This window comes from Streptomyces sp. NPDC036822, from assembly GCF_055609145.1.
The window spans coordinates 1-25,379 of the sequence record NZ_JBVJPY010000017.1 but is presented as its reverse complement, the minus strand read 5'-3'; the positions used below and the strand labels follow the sequence as shown (position 1 = coordinate 25,379).

General features: G+C 71.4%; 24 protein-coding genes, 1 rRNA gene and 1 riboswitch. Of the genes, 7 read left to right on the top strand and 18 right to left on the bottom strand.

What is annotated here, in order from left to right; all coding sequences use genetic code 11:
• Positions 1–48: 48 nt before the first annotated feature.
• Positions 49–1,380: an aminotransferase class I/II-fold pyridoxal phosphate-dependent enzyme gene (locus tag ACZ68P_RS29235; RefSeq protein ID WP_471011438.1), complete on the bottom strand. Its 1,332-nt coding sequence runs from the start codon at positions 1,378–1,380 to the stop codon at positions 49–51.
• A 35-nt stretch (positions 1,381–1,415) separates the two neighbouring features.
• Between ACZ68P_RS29235 and ACZ68P_RS29230 the strand changes: the two genes are divergently transcribed.
• The gene (locus tag ACZ68P_RS29230; protein ID WP_471011436.1) at positions 1,416–2,078 is read left to right on the top strand and encodes a pyridoxamine 5'-phosphate oxidase family protein; all 663 of its coding nucleotides are present in this window, start codon (positions 1,416–1,418) and stop codon (positions 2,076–2,078) included.
• A 121-nt stretch (positions 2,079–2,199) separates the two neighbouring features.
• On the opposite strand, the gene ACZ68P_RS29225 is transcribed toward ACZ68P_RS29230, so the two are convergent.
• Both ACZ68P_RS29225 and ACZ68P_RS29220 read right to left on the bottom strand, forming a co-directional pair.
• Entirely contained in the window at positions 2,200–3,210 is a 1,011-nt protein-coding gene (locus ACZ68P_RS29225; RefSeq protein WP_471011434.1) for an EamA family transporter, read from the bottom strand.
• 41 nt (positions 3,211–3,251) lie between these two features.
• Entirely contained in the window at positions 3,252–3,887 is a 636-nt protein-coding gene (locus tag ACZ68P_RS29220) for a Clp protease N-terminal domain-containing protein (protein WP_471011432.1), read from the bottom strand.
• Positions 3,888–4,083: 196 nt separating this feature from the next.
• Here ACZ68P_RS29220 and ACZ68P_RS29215 point away from each other — a divergent pair, with 196 nt between their 5' ends.
• Positions 4,084–4,305 carry a hypothetical protein gene (locus ACZ68P_RS29215; RefSeq protein WP_471011429.1) on the top strand — a complete coding sequence of 74 codons (222 nt, stop codon included), beginning with the start codon at positions 4,084–4,086 and terminating at the stop codon, positions 4,303–4,305.
• Between the two features lie 77 nt (positions 4,306–4,382).
• Positions 4,383–4,811, top strand: coding sequence for a type II toxin-antitoxin system Rv0910 family toxin (locus tag ACZ68P_RS29210; protein ID WP_471011426.1), 429 nt, complete (start codon positions 4,383–4,385; stop codon positions 4,809–4,811).
• A 205-nt stretch (positions 4,812–5,016) separates the two neighbouring features.
• Here the strand turns inward: ACZ68P_RS29210 and ACZ68P_RS29205 are convergent, their stop codons facing one another.
• Positions 5,017–5,688, bottom strand: a complete 672-nt coding sequence (locus tag ACZ68P_RS29205; RefSeq protein WP_471011424.1) for a PadR family transcriptional regulator — start codon at positions 5,686–5,688, stop codon at positions 5,017–5,019.
• Positions 5,689–5,849: 161 nt separating this feature from the next.
• On the opposite strand from ACZ68P_RS29205, the gene ACZ68P_RS29200 reads away from it, so the two are divergent.
• Entirely contained in the window at positions 5,850–6,659 is an 810-nt protein-coding gene (locus tag ACZ68P_RS29200; protein ID WP_471011421.1) for a PhzF family phenazine biosynthesis protein, read from the top strand.
• A 128-nt stretch (positions 6,660–6,787) separates the two neighbouring features.
• On the opposite strand, the gene ACZ68P_RS29195 is transcribed toward ACZ68P_RS29200, so the two are convergent.
• Together ACZ68P_RS29195 and ACZ68P_RS29190 are read right to left on the bottom strand one after the other, a co-directional pair.
• Positions 6,788–7,570 carry a CPBP family intramembrane glutamic endopeptidase gene (locus ACZ68P_RS29195; protein ID WP_471011419.1) on the bottom strand — a complete coding sequence of 261 codons (783 nt, stop codon included), beginning with the start codon at positions 7,568–7,570 and terminating at the stop codon, positions 6,788–6,790.
• A gap of 264 nt (positions 7,571–7,834) precedes the next feature.
• Complete coding sequence (locus ACZ68P_RS29190; RefSeq protein WP_471011416.1) at positions 7,835–9,334, bottom strand: glutamate-cysteine ligase family protein; 1,500 nt, start codon at positions 9,332–9,334, stop codon at positions 7,835–7,837.
• Positions 9,335–9,814: 480 nt separating this feature from the next.
• On the opposite strand from ACZ68P_RS29190, the gene ACZ68P_RS29185 reads away from it, so the two are divergent.
• Together ACZ68P_RS29185 and ACZ68P_RS29180 are read left to right on the top strand one after the other, a co-directional pair.
• Positions 9,815–10,414: a hypothetical protein gene (locus tag ACZ68P_RS29185; protein ID WP_471011414.1), complete on the top strand. Its 600-nt coding sequence runs from the start codon at positions 9,815–9,817 to the stop codon at positions 10,412–10,414.
• Positions 10,415–10,842: 428 nt separating this feature from the next.
• A complete protein-coding gene (locus ACZ68P_RS29180) occupies positions 10,843–11,049 on the top strand; it encodes a DUF5999 family protein (RefSeq protein WP_391138449.1) in 207 nt (68 codons plus the stop codon).
• A gap of 100 nt (positions 11,050–11,149) precedes the next feature.
• Here ACZ68P_RS29180 and gcvP read toward each other — a convergent pair whose 3' ends face one another.
• On the bottom strand, positions 11,150–14,035 hold the full coding sequence (gene gcvP / locus ACZ68P_RS29175) for an aminomethyl-transferring glycine dehydrogenase (protein WP_471011412.1): 2,886 nt from the start codon (positions 14,033–14,035) through the stop codon (positions 11,150–11,152).
• Positions 14,036–14,214: 179 nt separating this feature from the next.
• A riboswitch (glycine riboswitch) is annotated at positions 14,215–14,313 on the bottom strand.
• Positions 14,314–14,427: 114 nt separating this feature from the next.
• On the opposite strand from gcvP, the gene ACZ68P_RS29170 reads away from it, so the two are divergent.
• Positions 14,428–14,790: a PRC-barrel domain-containing protein gene (locus ACZ68P_RS29170; protein ID WP_471011410.1), complete on the top strand. Its 363-nt coding sequence runs from the start codon at positions 14,428–14,430 to the stop codon at positions 14,788–14,790.
• A gap of 147 nt (positions 14,791–14,937) precedes the next feature.
• Here ACZ68P_RS29170 and ACZ68P_RS29165 read toward each other — a convergent pair whose 3' ends face one another.
• From ACZ68P_RS29165 to rrf, 11 genes are all read right to left on the bottom strand, one after another.
• The gene (locus ACZ68P_RS29165) at positions 14,938–16,350 is read right to left on the bottom strand and encodes a DNA polymerase IV (protein ID WP_471011409.1); all 1,413 of its coding nucleotides are present in this window, start codon (positions 16,348–16,350) and stop codon (positions 14,938–14,940) included.
• A gap of 97 nt (positions 16,351–16,447) precedes the next feature.
• Complete coding sequence (locus ACZ68P_RS29160; RefSeq protein WP_471011408.1) at positions 16,448–17,086, bottom strand: MerR family transcriptional regulator; 639 nt, start codon at positions 17,084–17,086, stop codon at positions 16,448–16,450.
• A gap of 249 nt (positions 17,087–17,335) precedes the next feature.
• A complete protein-coding gene (locus ACZ68P_RS29155) occupies positions 17,336–17,809 on the bottom strand; it encodes a bifunctional nuclease family protein (protein ID WP_315894873.1) in 474 nt (157 codons plus the stop codon).
• Between the two features lie 53 nt (positions 17,810–17,862).
• The gene (ftsR, locus tag ACZ68P_RS29150) at positions 17,863–18,606 is read right to left on the bottom strand and encodes a transcriptional regulator FtsR (RefSeq protein WP_471011406.1); all 744 of its coding nucleotides are present in this window, start codon (positions 18,604–18,606) and stop codon (positions 17,863–17,865) included.
• A 30-nt stretch (positions 18,607–18,636) separates the two neighbouring features.
• Entirely contained in the window at positions 18,637–19,569 is a 933-nt protein-coding gene (locus tag ACZ68P_RS29145) for an FHA domain-containing protein (protein WP_471011616.1), read from the bottom strand.
• Positions 19,570–19,651: 82 nt separating this feature from the next.
• Positions 19,652–20,548 (bottom strand): DUF881 domain-containing protein, encoded by an 897-nt coding sequence (locus ACZ68P_RS29140; protein WP_471011403.1) that lies wholly within the window; start codon positions 20,546–20,548, stop codon positions 19,652–19,654.
• Positions 20,549–20,558: 10 nt separating this feature from the next.
• Complete coding sequence (locus tag ACZ68P_RS29135; protein ID WP_015032176.1) at positions 20,559–20,891, bottom strand: small basic family protein; 333 nt, start codon at positions 20,889–20,891, stop codon at positions 20,559–20,561.
• On the bottom strand, positions 20,888–21,817 hold the full coding sequence (locus tag ACZ68P_RS29130) for a DUF881 domain-containing protein (RefSeq protein ID WP_471011401.1): 930 nt from the start codon (positions 21,815–21,817) through the stop codon (positions 20,888–20,890). The genes ACZ68P_RS29135 and ACZ68P_RS29130 overlap by 4 nt, the downstream gene beginning before the upstream one ends.
• A gap of 100 nt (positions 21,818–21,917) precedes the next feature.
• Positions 21,918–24,413, bottom strand: coding sequence for a sugar phosphate nucleotidyltransferase (locus tag ACZ68P_RS29125; RefSeq protein ID WP_471011398.1), 2,496 nt, complete (start codon positions 24,411–24,413; stop codon positions 21,918–21,920).
• Positions 24,414–24,529: 116 nt separating this feature from the next.
• Positions 24,530–25,138 carry a CDP-alcohol phosphatidyltransferase family protein gene (locus ACZ68P_RS29120; RefSeq protein ID WP_471011396.1) on the bottom strand — a complete coding sequence of 203 codons (609 nt, stop codon included), beginning with the start codon at positions 25,136–25,138 and terminating at the stop codon, positions 24,530–24,532.
• Between the two features lie 149 nt (positions 25,139–25,287).
• A 5S ribosomal RNA gene (gene rrf / locus ACZ68P_RS29115) occupies positions 25,288–25,379 on the bottom strand; the annotation flags it as partial.

Sequence of the window (25,379 nt, the reverse complement as noted above, 5' to 3'; positions counted from 1 at the left end):
CTGTCCCGTCAGAAGTGCGGCGACCGCGAGAAGGACCGGCGGCCCCCGTCAGCCGTAGCTGCGGGCGGGCGCCGGTCCCGCCGCGGTCGCGATGGCGTCGGCCAGGCCCTCGATGTCGTCCAGGGCCAGCCCGGAGACGGTCAGCCGCACCGCCGGCCCGGCGTCCATCCGGAACCGGGCGCCCGGGGCGACGGCCCAGCCGGCGCCGAGCAGACGGGCCACGGCGCCCGTCTCGTCGGCGACCGGCACCCAGACGTTCATCCCGCTGCGGCCATGGGCCTCGACCCCTCGTCGCCCGAGGGCGTGGACGAGCCCGTCCCGCCGCCGCGCATAGGCACGGGCGACCGCCGCCGTGTCCACGGCCCCACTGGCCCACAGCTCCGCGACGGTGCGCTGGAGCAGGCGGCTGACCCAGCCCGGACCGAGCCGCTGACGCCCGAGGACCCGGTCGACGGTCTCCGGGTCGCCGGTCAGCGTGGCGATCCGCAGATCCGGCCCGTAGGCCTTGGCGACCGAGCGCACCATCGCCCAGCGGTCGGTGGCCCCGGCCAGCGGGTGCAGCGGCAGGTCGACGAATCCGTGACCGTGGTCGTCCTCGACGAGCAGCACGTCCGGGTGGACGGCCAGGACGCGGCGCAGCGCCGCGGCGCGGGTCGCGCTGAGCGCCGCGCCGGTCGGGTTCTGCGCCCGGTCGGTGACGATCAGGGCCCGGGCACCGCCCCGCAGCGCCCGCGCCACGGCGTCCGGCAGCGGGCCCTCGTCGTCGACGGCGACCGGCACCGGCCGCAGCCCGAGCGCCGGAACGAGGTCGAGCAGGCTGCCCCAGCCCGGGTCCTCGACGGCGACGGCGTCCCCCGGCCGCAGGTGGACGGCCAGAACCCGCTCGATCGCGTCGAGCGATCCCGAGGTGACGGCGATCGGCCCGTCGGGCACCCCGTCCGCGTCCAGCGCGGCCCGCGCGAGCCGGGCGAACTCCTCGTCGACGGGCGCCTCGCCGTACATCCCCGGCCGCTCGGCGTCCTGCCGAGCCGCCCGCGCGAGCGCCGGGCCGAGCACCGGCAGGAGCGACGGATCGGGGTTGCCCCCACTCGCGTCGTGAACGCCGGCGGGGGCCTCCACGCGGATGGACCCGCGGGCGGTCGTCGCGGGCTTCGGCCGCACCCGGCTGCCCCGCCGCCCGTCGGTCTCGATGACCCCCCGCTCACGCAGGGTCCGGTACGCGGCCGCGACCGTATTGGGATTCACCCCCAACGTGAGCGCCAACTCCCGCATCGGAGGCAGGAGTCGCCCGGGCTCCAGCGCCCCGGCGGCCACCCCCCGCTCCACGCTGGCGGCGATGTCCGATGCGCGTCGGCCTTCGATCCGATACTCTCCTAGCACAAAACAGATTATGCACTAGTGCAATGGAGAGCGCAATGACGGAAACCTACGAGCGGACCGAGCGGACCTTCCCCACCCGCGGCCGCGAGCGTGCCTCGTACGACCGGGCGTTGGTGCACTCGATACTCGACGAGGCGTACGTCTGCCATCTCGGCTTCGTCCGCGACGGCGCCCCGGTCGTCCTCCCGACGCTGTACGGCCGCATCGGCGAGCGTCTCTACGTCCACGGTTCGACCGGCTCCCGACCGCTGCGCATGGCGGGCAAGGACACCGAGGCCCCGGGGCTGCCGGTCTGCCTGACCGTCACCCATGTGGACGGCCTGGTGCTCGCCCGGTCCGCCTTCCACCATTCAATCAACTACCGCTCCGTCGTCGTCCACGGCACCGCGCGCCCGGTGACCGACCCGGAGGAGCGGCGCATCGCCCTGGACGCCCTGGTCGACCACGTCGTCCCGGGACGGTCCTCCGACTCGCGCCCCGCCGACGCCAAGGAACTCGCCGCCACGGCGGTCCTCCGCCTCGACCTCAACGAGGTCTCCGCCAAGGTCCGCTCGGGCGGCCCCAACGACGACCCCGAGGACGTCGCGCTCCCTTACTGGTCCGGCGTGGTCCCGGTCCGGAAGACCCACGGCACCCCGGTCCCCGCCGACGACCTGGACCCCGCCATCGGCCTGCCGGCGTACCTCTCCGGCATCTGAGGGCAGCCCCTGCCGATCGGCCCCCGGGACGCCGGCGAGTGGGGCGAAGCCGGCCGGCCGCAGCCACCGGCGCCACCGCCGAACCGGCGCCCCACGCGCGAGCGCGGCAACGAGGCCCCCGTTACGCCTCGGCCCGATCGACGGATCCGGCCGTCTCCCGGTCGTCCGGCGGCCCGGCCGCGAGGGTGGCCGCGCCGGCGCCGGCCACCGGCTGCGCCGAGGCGGCCTTCGGGGTCGAGGACTGGGCGATGAACGCGCCGACGAGGACCACCACTCCGCCGATGATCTGCGGGGCGGCCAGGTGCTCGCCGAGCAGCACCCAGGCCAGGACGGTCGCGATCACGGCCTCCAGACACGCGACGACGCCGGCCACCTGGGGCGAGAGCCTGCGCACCGAGACGACGCCGGTGACGTACGCGAGCACGGTGGCGATCAGCACGATCCAGCCGAGGAGCAGCCACGCCGGCGCGGCGGTGCCGTTCATGTCGGCGGTGCCGCCGAGGACGGACCACTCCATGCCCCACGGCCGGGCGACGACCGTCAGGACCAGGGTTCCGAAGAGCAGTCCGTACGCGATGACACCCAGCGGATCGACCGGGTCGGACTCGTCTCCGCCCTGGTCGGAGAGGACGAAGTAGCCGACCTGGCAGCAGGCGGCACCGAGCGCGAGGAGCAGACCGAGCAGGTCGAAGGTCAGCCCGGACCAGATCTGCACCACGCAGGCGAGTCCGCCGACGGCGAGGACGACGCCGAGGGCTGCGGCGCGGGTCACCGGCCGGCGCTGGACGAAGCGGACCCACCCGAGCACGAGGGCCGGGGCCAGGTACTCGATCAGCAGCGCCACACCGACGGGGATGCGGGACAGGGAGGCGAAGTAGAAGGCCTGGACGCCGGCGACCGCGAGGAGGCCGAAGCCGGCCAGGAGCGCGGGCTTGCGCCGCAGGAGGTCCCGGTGCCGCCAGGCCACGGGCAGCATGACGAGCGCGGCACCGGCCACCCGGAGCCACACCACATGGAGCGGGTCGAGTCCCGCCTCGATGAGCGGCTTGGCCGCCACACCTGAACCACCGAATGCGAAGGCCGAGGCCAGGGCGAGTCCCAGGCCGGCGCTTCTCCCCTGAGACGCGTGCATCAGGCCATCATGACAGGACGGCGTCAGGCGTGTAAGCCCCGTTACACCTGTTGAGACAGCTCCCCGATCCGGGCCGTCAGAGCCCGCGCGTCCACCCGCGCCCTGCGGAGCACCTCCGCGGCCCGGCTCTCCTGGTCGGCGGCGACGGCGGCGAGCAGGTCGATGCCCCGGGCGCGCGGCTCGCCGCGCCGGGCGGCCCGCTCGAAGGCGCTCGCCATGGCCGCCGCGGCCGACGGCGACCATCCCGCCACACCCGACCACGCCGCCACGCCGTCCGGCTTCGCCGCCCCCGGCCACTCCGTCGCTGCCGGCCCGGCCATCGCGGGCGTCAGGGCCGTCACGCCGCTCGCTTCCGCCACCGCGCCCCTCCGCACGACATGTCCGGCACCCGTCTCCTCGACCGAGCGCCGCCAGCGCGTCCCGTAGCCGATGGAGCGCTGGACGAGGTAGCCGAGCACGCGGGCGAGCTGCGGCGGTCCGTCGAATGCGGCGCCGACCTCGGGATCGGACTCGATGAGGGAGTGCAGCAGGTGCGCGGTGTCGATCTGCCGGTCACCGCCCCGCAGCGCTCTGCGGCGGGCTCCGGCCACGACCGTGGCGAGTTCGACGGTCAGCACGGAGCCGAGGCCCACGCGCTGGACCGCCGACTGTCGGGGGCGAGGGACGGGACTGTGCACCCTCCCACCTCATCAGGCCACGGCGGCCGGAACATCGCCGCCGAGAACCATGTGCGCATCCCACCGGAGTGGGGCACCGGCGGGCGGTTTCTCCTCCTTGGGGATGAGATCACGCGGATTCGACGTCAGGGGCGCGAGCCGCCTTGCCTCGGAGCCGGGACGCAACCACGACCCCTTCCCGTGACGTCTCCCGTACATGTTCTGGATGGTCGCCCTGCTCGCGCTCGACGGGCAGCAGTACGTCTATCGCGTGTACGCACCGCGCGACGCGCTTCCGGCCGATATCTTCTGGGCCGCGTTCCACTGCCACGAGGAGGGCGGGGGACCCCGGGTCTCGGACTGGTTCGACACGGCGGAGATCCGGTGGATCGGCGACGCCGAAGGCACCGGCAAGGAACTGACTGTTCATCAGTATTGAATGTTCACGGCCGTACGGCTACGTTCCGCGACACCGGATCCCAACGAGCACACGGGGACGTGTGAAGGGGTGGTCGCATGGCCGAAGTCACCGCGCAGACACGGATCGAGGCGCCGGCCGAGAAGGTCTGGGCGCAGCTCACCGACTTCTCGTCGTACGGCGAGTGGAACGCCACCCACACGAATTTCCCGCACGGCGGCCCGTCCCGGCTCGAAGCGGGTGCCACCTTCGCCGAGAACATGAAGCTGATGGGCTTCCCCGCCGAGGTGACCTGGACGGTGGAGGAGCTGGAGACGGCCCGGGTGCTGGCCATCCGGGGCAAGGGCCCGATGGGTGTCACCGTCGGCACGCGCTACTCGCTCGTGGCGGACGGGGGCGCCACGACCCTCCGCATCGACGGTGAGTTCACCGGCGCGGCGGTCTCCCTGATGGCCGGCAAGCTGAAGGACTCGGCGACGGCGGCCCTGAACGAGTCCCTGCGCAAGCTGACCGGACTGGTCGCCTGACGCGGGCCGCTCGGCACGGACGAGGGAAGGGCCCCGCGGCGGTTCGCCTCGGGGCCCTTCCCCACTCCCGGGCGACGCCTCCCGGCGTCGCCTCCCGGCGTCGCCGCTCGGTGCTCGCCGCTCGGTGCTCGGCACTCGGTGCTCGGCACTCAGCGCTCACCTCTCGGCAATGGCCGCTCGGCGGTCATCGCTCGAGGCTCGTCGCTCAGTGCTCGTCGGCCAGGATCAGATACAGCTTCTTACGGGCTTCGTTGATGACCTCGACGGCCTTGTGTCGCTGCTCGGCACTCCCGGTCTTCCACACCTGCCCGAAGGCCTCCATCAGGCCGAAGCCGGCCTGCCGGATCTCGTTGACCGCTTCCCAGTCCACACCGCGTCCGGCCTCCTCCCACGGGGCCTCCGGCCCGGAGTCGGCCTCGGCGCGACCGGCGTCGGTGAGCGTGAACAGCTTCTTGCCGCCGTCGCTCGCGCTTTCGATCAGCCCCTCGTCCTCGAGCAGCTGAAGCGTCGGATAGACGGAGCCGGGGCTGGGTTTCCAGGCACCCCCGCTGCGCTCGCCGATCTCGCGGATCATCTCGTAACCGTGCATCGGCCGGTCCTTGAGCAGCGCGAGGATCGAGGCACGCACGTCTCCGCGCCGCGCCCGTCCCCGGCCGCCGCCACCACGACCGCGTCCGCCGCCCCCGAAGGGGCCTCCTCCGAACGGCCCGCCACCGAATCCCGGCCCGAACGGGCCGAAGGCGGGCCGACGGCGCTCGAAGTCACCGGGGCCGAACTCTCCGCGGCCGAACTGGCCGCGTCCAAAGTCGCCCCGCCCACGAGGGCCGGGACCGCAGTCACCGTGTCCATGTCCGTGTTCGTGTCCATGAGTACGCATCGCAACGCTCCTTCCGTCGGGTTACATCGTCGAACTGTCGCGATGCTTCAACGATATATCGGAACTGTTCTTTTGCCAACCTCTGCCCGGACGCGCCTGCGGTCCACCGTCGGCGAATTGGCCTTGGCCTGCCGCTTCACGGCCCCGGTACGGTCCGGGGCATGCGGATTCGAATCGTGGACGCCTTCACCGACCGGCCCTTCTCCGGCAACCCGGCGGGGGTGCTCCTGCTGGACTCCTTCCCGGACGACCACTGGCTCCAGAAGGTGGCAGCGGAGGTCAACCTCTCCGAGACGGCCTTCGCCCACCCGCTCCCCGAGGGCGGCGACGCGGACTGGGCGCTGCGCTGGTTCACGCCGACCACCGAGGTCGACATGTGCGGCCACGCCACGCTCGCCACCGCGCATGTCCTGCACACGACCGGCGCGGCGACCGGGACCGTGCGGTTCGCGGCCCGCTGCGGCATCCTCAGCGCCACGGCCGAGGAGGACGGCACGCTCACGATGGACTTCCCCACCTCCTCGCTGACGGCCGTGCCGGTGCCGGACGGTCTGGAGAGGGCGCTGGGCGCGGAGATCGTCTCCGTCCACGACACCGCCGCCCACATCGGCGACCTGGTCGTCGAGGTACGGGACGAGGCGACCGTGCGCGCGCTCACGCCCGACTTCGCCGCCCTGGTCCACCTCTCCGACCGGGGGGTGATCGTGACCGCCGCCGCCGAACAGCCCGAGCGCGGCTACGACTTCGTCTCCCGCGGCTTCTTCCCCGGCGTCGGCATCGACGAGGACCCGGTCACCGGAAGCGCCCACACCGCGCTCGCCCCGTTCTGGTCGACCCGTCTCGGCCGCGACGAACTGACCGGCCTGCAGGGCGGCGCCCGCACCGGCCTCGTCCGTACGCGCCTGCGCGGCGACCGCACCCTCCTGACCGGGCACGCCGTCACGGTCATCGAGGGAGAACTGCGCGCCTGACGGCGACGCCCCCGCACCCGCCCGTCGGGCGCACCACGATGGGGCGACGTACGACGAAGGGGCGCACGCTCACGGCCGTGCGCCCCTTCGTCGTTCCCGGCTTCCCGCCGTCGCCGGCGGCACCCCGCCTACGGGGTCGGCAGCCAGTCCACCTTCCCGGCGAGCAGCCCGTATCCGACGAAGGCCACGATGTCGAGCAGCGCGTGGGCCACCACGAGGGGTCCGACCCTCCCCCAGCGGCGGTAGAGCCAGACGAAGACGACGCCCATCACCATGTTCCCGACGAAGCCGCCGATGCCCTGGTAGAGGTGGTACGAGCCGCGCAGCACCGAGCTCGCCACCAAAGCCGCCATCGGCGTCCAGCCCAACTGGGCGAGCCGGCGCAGCAGATAGCCGACGACGATGACCTCCTCCACGACGGAGTTCTGCACCGCCGAGAGGATGAGCACCGGGTACTTCCACCAGACGTCCGGCAGGGATTCGGGCACCACCGTCAGGTTGAACCCGGACGCGCGTGCCACCAGGTAGAAGGCGAGCCCCGCGCTCCCGATCCCGGCCGCCACCAAGGTGCCTCGCCCCAGGTCCGGCCACGGCCGGGTCCGGTCGAAGCCGATGGCCCCGAGGCCCGAGCGCTCCCGCGTCAGCAGATGCGCGACGAGCAGGACCGGGACCAGGGCGGAGGCGATGCCGAAGAGCTGCCAGGCGAGGTCGAGCCAGGGCCGCCCGGGCGCGTACGAGCCGTTGAGCGTCGCCGCCTGCTCCTTCAGCCCGCCCGGCTTGGTCAGCGACCCGATGAAGCTGATGAGGGCGGAGACACCGCTCGCTCCGAGCGACAGCGCGAGCACGAGGGCCGTCTCGGACCGCAGGAGCCGGCGCGAGAGCCCCTCGGGGGGTAGGGAATCTGCCGCCACGCGTTGCTCCGACACCACACCTGTCTCCACTTCCCCATCGCTTCCCGGGTAGGGAGATCATGCGTGACGGCCCGGGCCGAGCGCCATTCCCGCCGCCACCCGCACCGAAGGACGCTGCCACCGGTCACGTGCGAGACTCCCCGCCTCCCGCACTCCGGGCCGCCCGGGCCGCACGCCGGGCCCGGTCGCCGCAGCCGACCCGGCGGCCACGGCCGCCACGGCCGCCTCGGCCGCTGATCGCAGCAGGCCGCCGAGCAGCACACGTCACGCGCGCCACCCCGGCCACGTGTGCACCGGCTCGCCCTCCCGCATCAACTCGGCGTACCGCCGGGTCATGGCAGCGAGCGCCGCCTCCCGGTCGAGACCGGAGTCCAGCGCCCGGTGGAAGGTGTCGGTCTGCCAGGACGCGCCGTTCACCCGCTTCCGGCAGCGTTCCTCGATCACCCCGAGGTAGAAGTCGCGGTCCGCGGGCTCGACGTGCCAGGCGTCGAGCCCGGCCGCGGCCAGCGGCAGCAGTTCGTCCAGGACCAGCCGTGCCGCGGGCACAGCCGCCACGCCGCCCGCGCGGCCCGGCCGGGGCCAGCGCAGCTCGGCCTCGATGCCGTGCCGGCACGCGAGATCGAAGTTGTCCGCCGCGTCCTCGAACGGAAGCCGCTTCCACACCGGGCGCGCCTCCTCGGCCAGCGAGCGCACCAGGCCGTAGTAGAAGGCCGCGTTGGCGACGACATCGGTGACGGTCGGGCCGGCCGGCAGGACCCGGTTCTCCACGCGCAGGTGCGGGACCCCGTCCACCCAGCCGTACACGGGACGGTTCCAGCGGTAGACCGTGCCGTTGTGCAGGACCAGCTCCTTGAGCTGCGGGACCCCGCCACGGTCCAGGACGAGCAGCGGGTCCTCCTCGTCGCAGATCGGCAGCAGCGGGGGGAAGTACCGCAGGTTCTCCTCGAAGAGGTCGTACGCGGAGTCCACCCACCGCTCCCCGAACCAGGTCCGCGGCCGCACCCCCTGCGCCTGCAGCTCCGGCGGCCTGGTGTCCGTCGCCTGCTGGAAGAGCGGCGGCCGGGACTCCCGCCACAGCTCACGTCCGAACAGGAACGGAGAGTTGGCACCGACCGCGATCTGCACCGCCGTCACGGCCTGCGCCGCGTTCCACACGGCGGCGAAGCGCGGCGGGGTGACCTGGAGGTGCAGCTGTACGGAGGTGCAGGCCGCCTCCGGGACGATCGACGTCGACGTGCACGACAGCCGCTCCACGCCGTGGATGTCGAGGACGAAGTCCTCGCCCCTGGCGGCGACGATCTGATCGTTGAGAAGGGTGTAGCGGTCGACGTCCGAAAGGTTCTCGAAGACGAGGTCGCGCTGGGCGAGGGTGGGCAGAATTCCGATCATCACCACGCCCGCGTCGACTTCCCGGGCTTTGCGATCGGCATATCCCAGACCCGTACGCAGCTCCTCGGCGAGCCTGTCGAATACCCGCCCGGCGAGCTGGTGCGGAGCGATGTTCACTTCGAGATTGAACATTCCGAGTTCCGTCTGGAAATCCGGGCTGGCGATCCGCTCGAGCACCCGCCCATTGACCATCCGGGGCATGCCGTCACGGCCGGCGAGATTGAGCTCGATCTCCATGCCCATGAGATTTCGCGGCCCGTCGAACCTCTTCTCCGCCAGAAGCCTCGCGAGGCCCGCGAGACACTGCTGGAGCTTCCTGCGGTACCGCTGCCGGTCGGACAGGCCGAACCCGTCCGCCACGACCTTCTCACCCATCGAAGCGTCCTTCCCCGCATGGGCGGCCGCGGCGACGGCCGCGCGTGTCACGGACGATGATGCCCCGAGGGACTGATCCGTAACGCCTGCGCGGCGACCGCGTTGGACGATAGGCTGAGAGGAGTTCCGTCCGGCACACCCCTCGGGCATGCAGCATAGGACATATTCCAGCGACATAATCGCCGGAACCATGCGATCGATAATCGGCCGTCCGTAGCCAGGACAACACCGCAGGCAGACGCCGCGGAACCGCCGGGAAGCCAGGGAATCGCCGCGTAAATGGGTCCGGATGAAGCCTTGCCCGCAATATCCCCGTCAGCTAGCGGAAACACTGCGTGAACACCTCTCGTATAAACTCCGCGGACGAGGCAGAGTGTTGGCGCTCGGCCATGGCCTCTTGGCCCCTTCCGGCCGGCAGCTGACAGCGCCGTCGTACCTGCCCACGCGTCACCGTGTCTCCTGAGCGAGAGGCGACCCATCATGCTCCGACCCTCACCGGCCCCTGCGCCGGCCCTGCGAAGTGTCCTCGCGGCCCTCGGTTCCCCCACCGCCGTCCGCGAGGCGCGAACGCCCGCCCTCCGGGCCGCCCTGGGCCCGCTGAGTCCCGAACTGCCCCTGCCCGTACACGTCCTCGACGTGCGGGACGAGGTGGCCCCGCCGGGGCGGACTCCGCGGACCCGGCTCACCGGCTGGCGCTTCCTCATCCGGGGCACCGACCGGGCCGTCGCGGCCGCGGACACCATGCTCACGCCCGACGGCTGGACGTTCTCGCACTTCTTCGAGGGGCCGTACGTCGCCGCGACGGAACGCGCGCTCCTCCAGGCCGACGCGCTGCCCACGGCGTACCAGCCCCGGCTGCTGTCCGTCCCGGAGCTGTACATGCTGACGCTGTGGCTGCACGGCGACACCGAGGCCGACGGCGCCTCGGCCTCGCCCGCGCCCACCGATCTGCTGATCCCGCTCGCCCCCGCCCCGCCGGGCATCGCCGCCCACCGCCCGCACCGGGTCGCGGACCTGCTGCCCCTCCTGAGCCTGCGCCTCGCACCGCCACCGCTGTACGGCACTCCGGCGCCGGCCTGATCCAGCGCACGCGCACCCGTGCCCCGCGACCGATCCGGTCGCGGGGCACGGTTCGTGGGAGCACCGTCCGAGCGGGACCTCTCGACGGCGCGGCCCCTCGGCCGGGTCCGGTCGGGGCCGCTCAGACGTCCACGGTTCGTCCGGACGTGCCCGCCGGGCCGCGTCGAACACCCCCGTCGAACGACCCGACCCGGACGGACTAGCCCGCTGGGGCTATGCCGAACCACCCGAAGTGACCTCCGAGTTGAGTTGAACCGCCCGCGCGGGTGATACGTCTTCATGCAGTAGGAAGAGCTGCCGCGAAATACCTGCGGATCGACGTCCGTGGGGGAACACTGGACCAACCGAACCGACAACGGGGGGCGGCCATGAGCACCGCGTCGAGCCGCAGGACGACATTCACCACGACCCAGCGAAAGAACCCACCCATGTGTCAGCACCAGCCAGCCTGTCCCACCGCCGACTCCGCCGACCGGGAGGCGGCGCGTCTGATGGCACACCACCCGGAGCAGGGCTGGAGCCTGCTGTGCAACGGAGTCCTGCTCTTCGAGGACACCGGTGAACTGCTGCCCGACGGGCAGATCATCGCCCCGCACCGCCCGCTCAGGGCGGCCCAGGTGACGACCGCCGCCTGACGGGAGGGCAGTCCCGCGGAAGGCGGTCCCACAGCACACGCACGAGGAACACGACAAGGGCCGGCCCGGAGGAGTCCTCCGAACCGGCCCTGACTCATGCTCAGTTGTCGTACGCGTCCAGCGGCGGGCAGGAGCAGACCAGGTTGCGGTCCCCGAACGCCCCGTCGATCCGGCGGACCGGCGGCCAGTACTTGTCCGCGGCCGAGACGCCGGCCGGGAAGACCGCCTCGTCACGGGTGTACGCGTGGTTCCACTCGCCGCCCAGCGCGGCCGCCGTGTGCGGCGCGTTGCGGAGCGGGTTGTCGTCGGCGGGCCACTCGCCCGACGCGACCTTCTCGATCTCGCCGCGGATCGCGATCATCGTGTCGCAGAAGCGGTCGAGCTCGGTCAGGTCCTCGGACTCGGTCGGCTCGATCATCAGCGTGCCGGCGACCGGGAAGGACATCGTCGGCGCGTGGAAGCCGTAGTCGATCAGACGCTTGGCGATGTCGTCGACGCTGACACCGGTCGCCTTGGAGATCGGGCGCAGGTCGACGATGCACTCGTGGGCGACCAGACCGGCCGGGCCGGTGTAGAGCACCGGGTAGTGCGGCTCCAGGCGCTTGGCGATGTAGTTCGCGGCGAGGACGGCCACCTGCGTGGCGCGCGTGAGGCCCTCGCCACCCATCAGGCGCACGTACGACCACGAGATCGGCAGGATCCCCGCCGAGCCCCAGGGGGCGGCCGAGATCGGGCCGACGCCCGTCTCCGGTCCCGCGGCGGGCTGGAGCGGGTGGCTGGGCAGGTACGGCGCGAGGTGCGCGCGCACGCCGACCGGGCCGACGCCGGGGCCGCCGCCGCCGTGCGGGATGCAGAAGGTCTTGTGCAGGTTGAGGTGCGAGACGTCGCCGCCGAACTTGCCGGGCTTGGCGAGGCCGACGAGCGCGTTGAGGTTGGCACCGTCGACGTACACCTGACCGCCGGCGTCGTGCACGGCGCCGCAGATGTCGGCGACGTGCTCCTCGAACACGCCGTGCGTGGACGGGTAGGTGATCATCAGCACGGACAGCTCGTCGCGGTACTGCTCGATCTTCGCGCGCAGGTCCTCGACGTCGACCTCGCCGTCGTCGGCGGTCTTGACGACGACGACCTTCATGCCCGCCATCACGGCGCTGGCGGCGTTGGTGCCGTGCGCCGACGACGGGATCAGGCAGACCGTGCGCTGGAGGTCGCCGTTGGCCCGGTGGTAGGCGCGGACAGCGAGCAGACCGGCGAGCTCGCCCTGCGAACCGGCGTTGGGCTGGAGGGAGACCTTGTCGTAGCCGGTGACCTCGGCGAGACGCTCCTCCAGCTCGGTGATGAGCGTGAGGTAGCCCTGCGCCTGGTCGATGGGGGCGAAGGGGTGCATCTGGCCGAACTCCGGCCAGGTCACCGGCTCCATCTCGGTGGTCGCGTTCAGCTTCATGGTGCAGGAGCCGAGCGGGATCATGCCGCGGTCCAGCGCGTAGTCGCGGTCGGCGAGCCTGCGGAGGTAGCGCAGCATCGACGTCTCGGAGCGGTGCGCGTGGAAGACCGGGTGGGTCAGGTACGCGTCGGTGCGCAGGAGCGCGGCGGGCAGCCTGTCCTCGGCGGTGACGTCCAGGGCCTCGATGTCGGCGTCGACCCCGAAGGCGCTCCACACGGCGCCGATCTGGGCGCGGCCGGTGGTCTCGTCGCACGAGACCGACACATGGTCGGCGTCGACGCGGTAGAGGTTGACGCCGGCCTCACGGGCGGCGGCGACGGCCTCGGCGGCCTTGCCCGGCACGCGGACGGTGAGGGTGTCGAAGTACGCGTCGTGCACGACCTCGACGCCGCCGGCGCGCAGTCCCTCGGCGAGGACGGTGGCGTACCGGTGAACGCGCTGCGCGATCTGCTTCAGGCCGTCGGGGCCGTGGTAGACGGCGTACATGCCGGCCATGACGGCGAGCAGCACCTGGGCGGTGCAGATGTTGCTGGTGGCCTTCTCGCGGCGGATGTGCTGCTCGCGGGTCTGCAGGGCCAGACGGTAGGCCCTGTTCCCGTCGGCGTCGACGGAGACGCCGACGAGGCGGCCGGGGAGGGAGCGGGCGTGCTTGTCCTGGACGGCCATGTAACCGGCGTGCGGACCGCCGAAGCCCATGGGTACGCCGAAGCGCTGGGTGGTGCCGACGGCGATGTCCGCGCCCAGCTCGCCAGGCGAGGTGAGCAGGGTCAGCGCGAGCAGGTCGGCGGCGACGGTGACGATCGCGCCCAGCTCGTGGGCCGCGTCGATGACCGGCTTGATGTCCCGGACGGCGCCGGAGGCTCCGGGGTACTGGAGCAGGACGCCGAAGACGCCGCGCTCGGCGACGTCGGCGGGAATGCCGTCGCTCAGGTCGGCGACGACGACCTCGACCCCGGTGGGCTCGGCACGCGTCTCGATGACGGCGATGGTCTGCGGCAGGGCGTCGGCGTCGACGAGGAAGACACCGTTCTTGACCTTGCCGACCCGGCGGGACAGGGCCATGGCCTCGGCGGCCGCGGTGCCCTCGTCCAGCAGCGAGGCACCGGACGTGGGCAGGCCGGTCAGGTCGGCGACCATCGTCTGGAAGTTGAGCAGCGCCTCGAGGCGGCCCTGGGAGATCTCCGGCTGGTAGGGCGTGTACGCCGTGTACCAGGCGGGGTTCTCCATCACGTTCCGGAGGATGACCGGCGGGGTGAAGGTCCCGTAGTAGCCGAGGCCGATCATCGGGGCGAGGACCTGGTTGCGGTCGGCGAGCTCACGCAGCTCCGCGAGGACCTCGGCCTCGGTGCGGGCGGCGGGCAGACCGAGCGCCTCGGCGCTCTTGATCACGTCCGGCACGGCGGCGGCGGTCAGCTCGTCCAGGGAGCCGTAGCCGACCTGCGCGAGCATCTTGGCACGGGCTTCGGCGTCGGGCCCGATGTGCCGCTGTTCGAACGGGATGCCCTGTTCGAGCTCGGAGAGCGGGATGCGGTGAGCGGTCATGTACGGAGGCCTCCTGGTCGTCACGACCTGCGAGAAGCACCACGGCGCGGGTGCCCGGACGGCCTCCCCCTCTGTCATCTCAACCTGAGAGCTTCACCGGCACGCCGAAGGGGCACGCCGGCTTTCACCGTCGGTGAGAGCGGATGCCGTCTGACGCCCGCCCTGCTTTCCAGAGTGACCTCGTCCGTGCGGTACAGGGGCCTGAGAGATTCCGGGGAGGATTTGCTCCTTCGGCGCCTCCGAAAGGTTTCTCCGGAGGACTCTCCCGCACGGGGTCGACAGCCACAGCCAGCCTACCAGCGCGCTTCCCCCTGCCGTCGCTCAAGTGGCCGACATCTCGGATGTGCACTTTCGTAGTCTCTGTAGAGCAGTCGCGACCAGTTGGAGGGACCGTGCAGACCGACATCGATCCGCGCAGCCTGATCGGCCGCAAGGCGTTCGACCGCGACGGCAACAAGATCGGCACCGTGGACGAGGTGTACCTCGACGACGCGACCGGAGTGCCCGAATGGGCCGCGGTCCGCACCGGCCTGTTCAGCCGGGACGCCTTCGTCCCCCTGGAGCCCAGCGAACTGCTCGAGGACGGCCTGCGCATCCCGTACGAGCGCGCCCTGATCAAGGACGCACCGGACTTCGGCGTGGGCCGCCACCTCTCCCCGGAGCAGGAGCTCCAGCTCTACCGCCACTACAACATCGCCCTCCCCCCGGTCCCCGACCGCGACTTCGGCCACTTGGCGGGCCAGGAAGAGACCTGACGGGACCGCCGTCCGGCCCGACCGCGCACGCCCCCTGGCGACGGGCGTCGGGTCCGGTGGCGCATGTCCCGCGGCGAGGGGCGTCGAGCCCGGCCGCGCGCCAGGCCGGCCTTACGGCGGCCCTCCGGTCCGATCGCCGGCGGGCCGCTACGCCACGGCCGCCGGCCCCTCCCCGCGTCCGACCAGGGGCAGCGGATCCGCCGGCTCCAGCTGGGGGTCGTCGACGGGAAACGTCCGCACCCGACCGGGCGCCGAGCCCGGTTCCTCGAAGCGCACGGTGACCCGGCCGACGCCGCTCCCCTGCACCCACCCCGCCCCGTGGACCGCGTGCCGTACGTCGTGCCCGGGCGACCACCGTCGCTCGGGCGGCGCCTCCGTGCCGTCCGTCCCGGCCTCGGACGGCTCCCCCGGCTCCGGCAGCCGGTCCGGCGACGCCTCCGCTCCTCCGGGCGCCTCCCCCGCCGCTTCGGCTTCGGCCCGCGCTTCCGCCTCCGCCTGGGCGAACAGGTCCTCCTGGGTGAAGTCCGCGAGCCCGCTGACCCCCACCCCCAGAAGCCTCACCCCGCCCGTGGTGTCCACCCCTTCGAGGAGCCTTCCCGCGGCCTCCCGCACCACCACCGGATCGTCGGTGGGCCCGCGCAGCGTCTCGGACCGCGTCAGCGTCGAGAAGTCGTACCGCCGCACCTTGAGCACGATCGTCCGCCCCGAGTGCCCGGAGCCCCGCAGCCGCCCCACGCACCGCTCCGCCAGCCGCTCCACCTCCATGCGGATCCGCAGCCGGTCGTGCAGGTCCACGTCGAAGGTGTCCTCCACCGACACCGACTTCGCGTCCCTCTCGGCCACCACGGGCCTGTCGTCGTACCCCTGCGCCATCCTGTACAGGGAGGCGCCGTGCGACCGCCCCAGGAGCCGTACAAGCTCGTCCTCGCCCGCCTCCGCGAGGTCGGCCACCGTGGTCATGCCCGCGCGCCGCAGATGTTCCCCCGTGGCCGGCCCGACGCCCGGCAGGATGCGGACCGACTTCGGCCCGAGCAGCTCCCGCTCCGTGCCCGGCTCGATCAGTACCAGCCCGTCCGGTTTCGCCTCCTCCGAGGCGATCTTCGCGATCATCTTGGACCCCGCGAGGCCCACCGAGCCCGTCAGCCCGGTCGCCGCCAGGATGTCCCGCCGCAGCCGCTCCCCCGCCCGGCGCGCACCCGCACTGTCGTCGGCCTGCGCCCCGGCCTCCAGGTCCACGAAGGCCTCGTCCAGGCTGAGCGGCTCCACCAGCGGCGACAGCCGCCCCAGCAGCTCCATGACCTGCTCGCTGATCGAACGGTAGAACGCGAAGCGCGGCACGAGATAGGCGGCGTTCGGCGCGCGCCTGCGCGCTTGCGCCATCGGCATCGCCGAGTGGACACCGAAGCGCCGCGCCTCGTACGACGCGGTGGCGACCACTCCGCGCGGCCCGAGACCGCCCACCACCACGGGCTTTCCGCGCAGGCTCGGCTTCGCCGCCTGCTCGGCGGCCGCGAAGAAGGCATCCATGTCGAGATGCAGGATCGTCGGCGCGGCTCTCACATCTCCGATGCTGCCCTACGCCACTGACAATCGGGCCGTACGGCCGTACGGAGCGCGGACGGCGTGCCCGCCACCGCCGGCCGACCCGCGCCGGGGCTCAGACGGCCCGGTCGCGCCGTCGCCGGGCCAGTTCGTCCCCGGGGTTGTGACCGATCAGCGTCTCGCCCGTGTCCACGCGCTCCCCGTGCAGCTGGGACAGCGCGGACTCCACGTCCCGCCAGACCACGCCCACCGCGATCCCGAAGACGCCCTGCCCGCCCTGGAGCAGGGAGACGACCTCGTCGGGCGAGGAACACTCGTACACGGTGGCGCCGTCGCTCATCAGCGTCATCCGCTCCAGATCGCGGAAGCCGTGGGCGCGCAGGTGCTGCACGGCGGCCCGGATGTTCTGCAGCGCGACCCCGGTGTCCAGGAAACGCTTGACGATCTTGAGGACGACGACGTCGCGGAAGCTGTACAGCCGCTGCGTCCCCGAGCCGTACGCGGCCCGCACGCTCGGCTCGACGAGGCCGGTACGCGCCCAGTAGTCCAATTGGCGGTACGTGATCCCGGCCGCGGCGCACGCGGTGGGACCCCGGTACCCCACGGTCTCCGCGTCGGCGTCCGTCTCCGCATCGCCCTGACCCGCGCCCGCGTCCGTACCGAAGTCGCTCACACCGCCGTGAAGCGGATACGGACCGCTCTCCCCGGGCGCACGCCCGAGGGAGCCCCCTGCCGTACCGTCGCCGCTGCTCATCACGCCGACCCTCCGTCCTTGACCTGCCCACACGAAGGTAGGCAGTCACTCGGGGTGCGTCAACGATCGCCACACTCGGCACGCCGAGTGATAATCACCCTGAGAGTGGTTTCCCGTATCTCTCTTCGGGGAACGGCTAGTCGGATGCGCTGACGCACCATCGGATCAGCGCCCCGCGGAGCGACTCCCCGCCGCCACGGCACCCCACCGGATCGGCACCTGTCGAGGCGCCGCGCCGGACCCGGCGCCTCACTGGCTGCTGGAACCGAAGTCCTCGGGGGAGATCTGGTCGAGGAACTCGCGGAACTTCTCCACCTCGTCCTCCTGCTCGTCCGGAATCGCGATGCCGGCGTCGTCCAGGACACCGTCACTGCCGAAGATCGGCGTCCCGGTGCGCAGGGCCAGCGCTATCGCGTCGGACGGCCTGGCGCTCACCTCGACGCCGCTGGCGAAGACCAGCTCCGCGTAGAAGACCCCGTCTCGGAGATCGGTGATGCGGACCTCCGTGAGCTCCTGGCCGACGGCCTCCAGGACGTCCTTGAAAAGGTCGTGCGTCAGCGGCCTCGCAGGGGCCATGCCCTGCTGAGCGAAGGCGATCGCGGTCGCCTCACCTGGTCCGATCCAGATGGGGAGGTACCGATCGCCTCCCACTTCACGCAGGAGCACGATCGGCTGGTTCGAGGGCATTTCCACCCGGACACCCACAACGTCGAGCTCGTTCACACAGCAACCCTAGGACGTGCTCGACCGGTTTGGGTAGTCGGGGCCCCGCAAGATCAAGGCAGCCGGAGTCCGAGGGCGGTCTGGACCAGTGCCGCGTGCAGCCTCACGGACAGTCCTGCGAGCTCCTTCGCGGTGGCCTCCGCATGGGCCCTGGTCTGCGGATTACGGTGCCGGCGCAGCGGCGCGACCATCTGTTCGACCAGTCCGGCCTCACGGTCGGCGGCCGCCTTCACCGCCCTGAGATGACGCGGTTCGAGACCGAATCTGCCCAGATCCGCCACGAGCCTGGCGACCGTGACCGCCTCGGCGTCGTAGCCTCCCTCGGCCCCCGGGGCGATCAGGCCGTACGACTCCCACTCCGCGAGCTCCTCCTCGCTCACCTCGGCGGCGGCGAGCAGCTCGGCCCGCCCCAGCCGCGCGGCGGTCGGGCGGTCGCTCTCCGGCTCCCATGGCCCGTCCGGCAGGTCCCGCTGGGGGCTCGGGGACGGCAGCTTGATCTGCTCGCCGCGGGCGAGGGCGTCGAGGTGCTCCCGGATGACCTTCAGAGGAAGATAGTGGTCACGCTGCATCCGCAGGATCTGGGCGAGCCGCTCCACGTCCTGCGGGCTGAACTTCCGGTACCCGGAGGCCGTCCGACGGGGCTCGACGAGCCCCTCGGCCTCCAGGAACCGGATCTTGGAGATCGTCACTTCGGGAAACTCGTCGCGCAGCCGGCTCAGCACCGCGCCGATGCTGAGCAGCCGGTCGCCCGCGGTGGCGGTGCCGTGTCCGGCACCGCCCGTCGGTGTTCGCAGCATGGACCTTCCCTGAAGGCTCTCTCCGAGGCGTTACACGGCCCGCTGGCTCGAGTAGAAGACCAGCCGGTACTTGCCGATCTGCACCTCGTCGCCGTTGGACAGCACGGCCGAGTCGATCGGCTCACGGTTGACGTAGGTGCCGTTGAGGCTGCCGACGTCGGCCACCGTGAAGCTGCCGTCCTGCGCCCGCCGGAACTCGACATGGCGCCGCGACACGGTCACGTCGTCCAGGAAGATGTCGCTCTGCGGGTGACGGCCGGCCGTGGTCAGCTCGCCGTCCAGCAGGAAGCGGCTGCCGGAGTTCGGGCCGCGGCGCACCACCAGGAGCGCGGACCCGGTCGGCAGCGCCTCGACGGCCGCCAGCGCCTCGGGCGACAGGGACGGGACCGCGGTCTGGCCGGTGGCCTCGGAGTCGTACGCCTCCAGGCCCGAGATCGAGATCGTCGAGGTGGTCTCGGACGCGCGCTCCACGGGCACTCCGCCCCGCAGCGGCGTGCCGCAGTGGGAGCAGAAACGGCTGTCGGCGGCGTTGCGGTGACCGCACCTCGTACACACCGGCATGGACGCATCCTCCTGCCGCGGCTGACCCGCGGAGGTCTGGGTCGCATACGGGTCGGGGGCGGACCCTCCACCCGTACCTGAGGTCGATCGTTCTCCGAAACCTATGCGGCCGGCACCGGCGGGGTCAACAGACGACGCGCCCTGTCCGCCCGGAATGTCACCACCGACCTCGTCACGGAAGAGGGGGCGCTCGCCACCCTGTTCCTCACTCTGGGCGTGGCGCGGCGCGCGGTGCTTGGCGTTGCCGCCGTCCTCGCGTGCGCTCTTGCCGAACAACTTCGCAAACAACTTCACGGGCGATTCCCCTTGACCGAAACAGACCCGCCCGTGGGGCAGGACGAACCCTTGATGACCACACCTGCCGAACCGGACATCCTCACAACGTCCGTATCCTCCGGACAGTTTCCACCACGCACCACGCTTGTGGTGCGGCGACCCCCCGCAACCTCTTGCCCTTGTCGCGCGACCGCCATGTGCCCCCGCCTCACTGCGAGGACGACTGAGCGTAGTCAGGCCGCTTCGCAGGCCGCAAGGCGTCCACGACGATCTTCTCGGACCGGGCCACCGTGGCCGTGGCCTGCTCCTTCTCGAGGGTCTGGACGACTCCACCGGGGATGTTGAGCGCGGGCTCGAGATCCTCGGGCTTGCCGATGACCTTGAAGACGTACGGAGCGGTCACCTTCGTTCCATCGATCTCTATGGAACCGTCGCCGCCCGAGAAATAACTGTCCGCGACCACGCGGACGTCGTTGACCTGGATCGCCTCGGCGCCCGCGGCCCGCAGCTCCTGGATGGCGTCGAGCAGCATGTCCGACTCCACCGCCCCCGCACCGTCCGCGATGGTCAGCGTGATGCCGGGCCCCTCGGCCGCGACCGTGCCGGCCAGGATGCCGAGCTGCCGCTCCTTCTCCTGCGTCTGCTTGCGCGCCTCTTCCGCCTGGTCCGAACTCGACTCCAGCTCCGAGCGCTGGCTCTCCAGCCGCGCCTTCTCGTCCTCGAGGCGCTGCGTGCGGTCGTCGAGCTCGTCGAGGATGCGGACCAGGTCCTCCTGCCGGGCACCGCGCAGCGCGCTGTTGTCACTGGTCGAGCGCACCTGGATGGCGAGGCCCAGACCGAGGACGAACAGCAGGAGGGCGACGATGAGTTGGGCCCGGCTGACCCGCGGGGGCCACAGACCGGCCTTCAGCCGCTGCCGCCCCGTCGTCTCCTCCGGGGCAGCCGACTCCGCCAGTGCGGGCAGCGGCGTCACGCCCGGAGGCATACCGCTCTCGGGCTCGTCACGCCGCGGCACGCCGGCGTGCGGCTCGTGGTTGCGCGGCTGTCGGGTCCCGGGCTCGTCGTCCCGGGGCGTCCTGTTCTCGGGCGTCTCGTCGTTGCTCATCGGCCTCTCCTCACGCCCGGAACACATGGCGCCGGATGGCCGCCGCGTTGGAGAAGATCCGGATGCCGAGCACGACGACCACACCGGTCGACAGCTGCGCGCCGACGCCCAGCTTGTCGCCGAGGAAGACGATCAGCGCGGCCACGACCACGTTCGAGAGGAAGGAGACCACGAAGACCTTGTCGACGAAGATCCCGTCGAGCATGGCCCGCAACCCGCCGAAGACCGCGTCGAGGGCGGCGACCACGGCGATCGGAAGATAGGGCTCGACCACCGCCGGAACCTCGGGCCGGACCAACAGTCCGACCACCACTCCCACGATCAGGCCCAGTACGGCGATCAAGATGTGCCCTTCCCTGTGTCGGCCGTGGCCTGCCCGGTGGCCTCGGCGGCCCCGGCTCCCCTCGGCACTGCTGTTCGTACGATCAGGCTCGGCGCGGCGGGCAGCCGCACCTCGGCCTGGGCCGAGATACTGGTCCGGATCCCGAAGTTCTCCTGCAGCGCGTGCAGGTACTGGCCGTCGGCGCTGTCCTGGAAGGCGGTGCTCAGCCGCTGCCCGTCCCCGACCGCCAGCACGGTGTACGGCGGCACCAGCGGCTTGTTGTCGACCAGTATGGCGTCGCCCGCCGCCCGGATCGCGGACAGGGACGTCAGCCGCTGACCGTTGATCGCGACGGCCTCCGCCCCGGACTCCCACAGACCGTTGACGATCCGCTGCATGTCCCGGTCGCGCACCCGCCCGGTGTCGGTGAACCCGCTGCTCTCCCGCGGACCTCCGCCGCCCTGCTCGGTCCCCTTGGCGTCGTCGACCACGAGCTTCACACCCGACCCGTGCACCGGCGTCGCCCCCGAGAGGAGCGCCACCAGCTCGGCCTGGTCCCCGCCGTGCTGTTCGAGCGCCTTGCGCTGCCGGTCCCCCACCTCCGCGCGGATCTTCTCGACGTCCTGCTCCAGCTTGTCGGCCGCCGACGTCTCCGCGTCGATCCGGCCGATCAGCTCCTGCCGCTCCTTGGCGACGACGGGCGCCGAGATCCGCGCCTCCGCCGCGCCCACGGTCACCACCGCCGCGGCCAGGACGAGACCGGCCGCGAGGCCGAGCTTGGCCCGCAGGGTCCGGGGCAGACCGCCGCCCTCCGCCTCACGCCGGGCCGACGCCTCGGCGTAGCCGTCGTCGAGCGCGTGGTCCATCACGTTGTTCAGCAGCGACATGGACGCGTCCGGACGCGGGGGCGGTGATCCGGTGCTCCGATCAGGGGACTGCTGCGACATGCCGCACATCGTCGCACGTCGCACGGCCTGCCGCCGAATGGCCCCACCGGGAAGCCGGGAGGCGTCCGTACGACACCTCCCGGCTCACCCGTCCCGTACGTCAGTGACCTGCGCTGTCGACCACGCCCGCCCACTCGTCGAGCAGGGCCTGGGCGGAGGCGTCGTCGGGGCCCTCCGCCCACAGATGGGTGACGGCCTCGGCGGGGTCGGGAAGCACCATCACCCAGCGCCCGTCCGCCTCCACGACGCGCACTCCGTCGGTGGTGTCCACGGACCGGTCACCGGCCGCCTCGACCACGCGCCGCATCACCAGGCCCTTGACGGCCCACGGGGTGGCGACATCACGCTTGAGCACGTGCGCCCGCGGGATCCGCGCGTCGATCTGGCTCAGCGTGAGCTGCGTCCGGGCCACCAGACCGATGAGCCGTACGAACGCGGCGGCGCCGTCGAAGACGCTGCTGAACTCGGGAATGATGAAGCCGCCGCGGCCGTCGCCGCCGAAGATCGTCGTCTCCTCGCGGCCGACCCGGGTCAGATCGTCCGGTGAGGTCGTCGTCCACTCCACCTGCGTGCCGTGGTACGCGGCGACCTGCTCGGCGATCCTCGTGGTGGTCACCGGCAGCGCCACGCGCCCCGAACGCCGCTCGGCGGCGATCAGGTCGAGCATGACCAGAAGGGAACGGTCGTCCTCGATGATCCGCCCCTGCTCGTCGACGAGCGAGAGCCGCTCACCGACCGGGTCGAAGCGCACACCGAAGGCGGCCCGTGCCGAGGCGACGATCTCCCCGAGCCGGACGAGTCCGGCCCGACGGGTCTCGGCGGTCTCGGTGGGCCTCGACTCGTCGAGGCCGGGGTTGATGGTCAGCGAGTCCACCTGGAGCCGGCCGAGCAGGCTCGGCAGCACAAGGCCCGCGCTGCCGTTGGAGGCGTCGACCACGACCTTGAGCCCCGCCTCGGCGATCCCCGTCGTGTCCACGTTCCGCAGCAGGGATCCGGTGTACGAGTCGAAGACGCTCGCCGGGAACGAGAGGTCACCGATCTCTCCGGGGAACGCGCGCCGGTACTCCTGTCTCGCGAAGACCCGGTCCAGCTTGCGCTGCCCGGCCTGGGAGAGGTCCGCTCCCCGCTCGTCGAAGAACATGATGTCGACGGAGTCCGGCACACCGGGCGAGGTCCGCAGCATGATGCCGCCCGCGCTGCCCCGCGCCGTCTGCTGCCGGGCCACCGGCAGCGGTACGTTCTCCAGGTCGCGTACGTCGATGGCACTGGCCTGCAGCGCGGAGATCACCGCCCGCTTCAGCGCACGGGCGCCTCGCGAGTGGTCACGCGCCGTGGTGACCGTCGAGCCCTTCTTCAGGGTGGTGGCGTAGGCGCCGGCCAGCCGGACGGCCAGCTCGGGCGTGATCTCGACGTTGAGGATGCCGGAGACTCCCCGGGCGCCGAAGAGGTGCGCCTGTCCCCGGGACTCCCAGATGACGGAGGTGTTGACGAACGCGCCGGCCTCGATCGTCTTGAACGGGTAGACGCGGACGTTGCCCTGCACGATCGATTCTTCACCGACCAGGCACTCGTCCCCGATGACGGCCCCGTCCTCGATCCGGGCCGCCCGCATGACGTCGGTGTTCTTGCCGATCACGCACCCGCGCAGATTGCTCTGCTGGCCGATGTAGACGTTGTCGTGGATGACGGCCTTGTGCAGGAAGGCGCCGCTCTTGACGACCACGTTCGAGCCGATGACGGTGTGCTCACGGATCTCGGCGCCGGCCTCGACCTTGGCGTAGTCGCCGATGTACAGCGGACCGCGGAGCACGGCGTCGGGATGGACCTCGGCCCCTTCCGCCACCCAGACACCCGGCGAGATCTCGAAGCCGTCCAGATCGACCTGGACCTTTCCTTCGAGCACGTCGGCCTGCGCCTTGACGTAGCTCTCGTGGGTGCCGACGTCCTCCCAGTAGCCCTCGGCGATATAGCCGTAGATGGGCTTGCCTTCCTTCATGAGCTGGGGGAAGACGTCACCCGACCAGTCGACCGAGACGTCGGCCTCGACGTAGTCGAAGACCTCGGGTTCCATGACGTAGATGCCCGTGTTGACCGTGTCGGAGAAGACCTGTCCCCAGGTCGGCTTCTCCAGGAAGCGCTCGACCTTCCCTTCCTCGTCCACGATCGTGATGCCGAATTCGAGGGGATTCGGCACACGCGTCAGACAGACGGTGACGAGGGCGCCCTTCTCCTTGTGGAAGGCGATCAGGTCGGTGAGGTCGAAGTCGGTGAGCGCGTCCCCGGAGATGACGAGGAACGCGTCGTCCTTCAACGCCTCCTCGGCGTTCTTCACACTCCCCGCCGTACCCAGCGGTTTCTCTTCGTTGGCGTAGGTGAGCTCCATTCCGAGCTCTTCGCCGTCGCCGAAGTAGTTCTTGACGAGAGAGGCGAGAAACTGCACGGTGACGACGGTCTCGCTGAGACCGTGTCGCTTGAGCAGTCGCAGGACATGCTCCATGATCGGCCGGTTTGCGACCGGCAGAAGAGGCTTGGGCATGCTTGAGGTCATGGGGCGAAGCCGGGTGCCTTCGCCACCGGCCATCACGACGGCCTTCATGTCGGAAGCGTCCTCCTTGAAGAGACGACGGTCCGGCCGACTTCACCCTGTCCGCTCAGTGGACTCGGGGCGCCCTCGTTGCTGCCGGCGACGTTGCTCGGCAGAGGACAGACGGGCTAATCGGCCGCGGTATCCGCCTTCACGAGTCGACGGACCTGGACCACGTAGAGGATCCCTGCCCACCAATACAGAGTTGTACCCCATCCGGCGAAGGCCCACCCGAAAACTTCAGCGAGTGACGCAAGCCATCCCGTTCCGTCACTGAGCAGCAGCAGCGGGAAGGCGTACATCAGGTTGAAGGTGGCGGCTTTACCGAGGAAGTTCACCTGCGGCGGCGGATAGCCGTGCCGGCGGAGGATTCCCACCATCACGAGCAGCATGAGCTCGCGGGCCAAAAGGGCGGCGGTCAGCCAGAGCGGCAGGATCTCGCGCCAGGTGAGTCCGAGGAGCGTGGAAAGGATGTAGAGCCGGTCGGCGGCGGGGTCGAGAAGCCGGCCGAGGCTGCTGATCTGGTTCCATCGCCGGGCGAGTTTGCCGTCGAGGTAGTCGCTGACGCCGCTCAGCATCAGGACGAGGAGCGCCCAGCCGTCGCTCTTGGGGCTGCCGAACTCGGGACGGAGAATCAGCCACAGGAAGAGCGGCACACCCAGCAGGCGAGCCATGCTGAGGATGTTGGGGATGGTGAGGACCCGGTCCGTCTGAACGCGGGTCTCCTGGACCTCCACCCGGGGGCCTCCTGTGGGGAACGTGCCGATTGATGCCCCCTGACCTTACCCTCAGCCACGGCCGAGCGGAGCACAGGGGTCGCCGGCCTCTCCCCAACGCAAAAATGCCTCAACCCCCTGACAAAGTCAGGGGGTTGAGGCTAAAAATTGTTCGGCGGCGTCCTACTCTCCCACAGGGTCCCCCCTGCAGTACCATCGGCGCTGAAAGGCTTAGCTTCCGGGTTCGGAATGTAACCGGGCG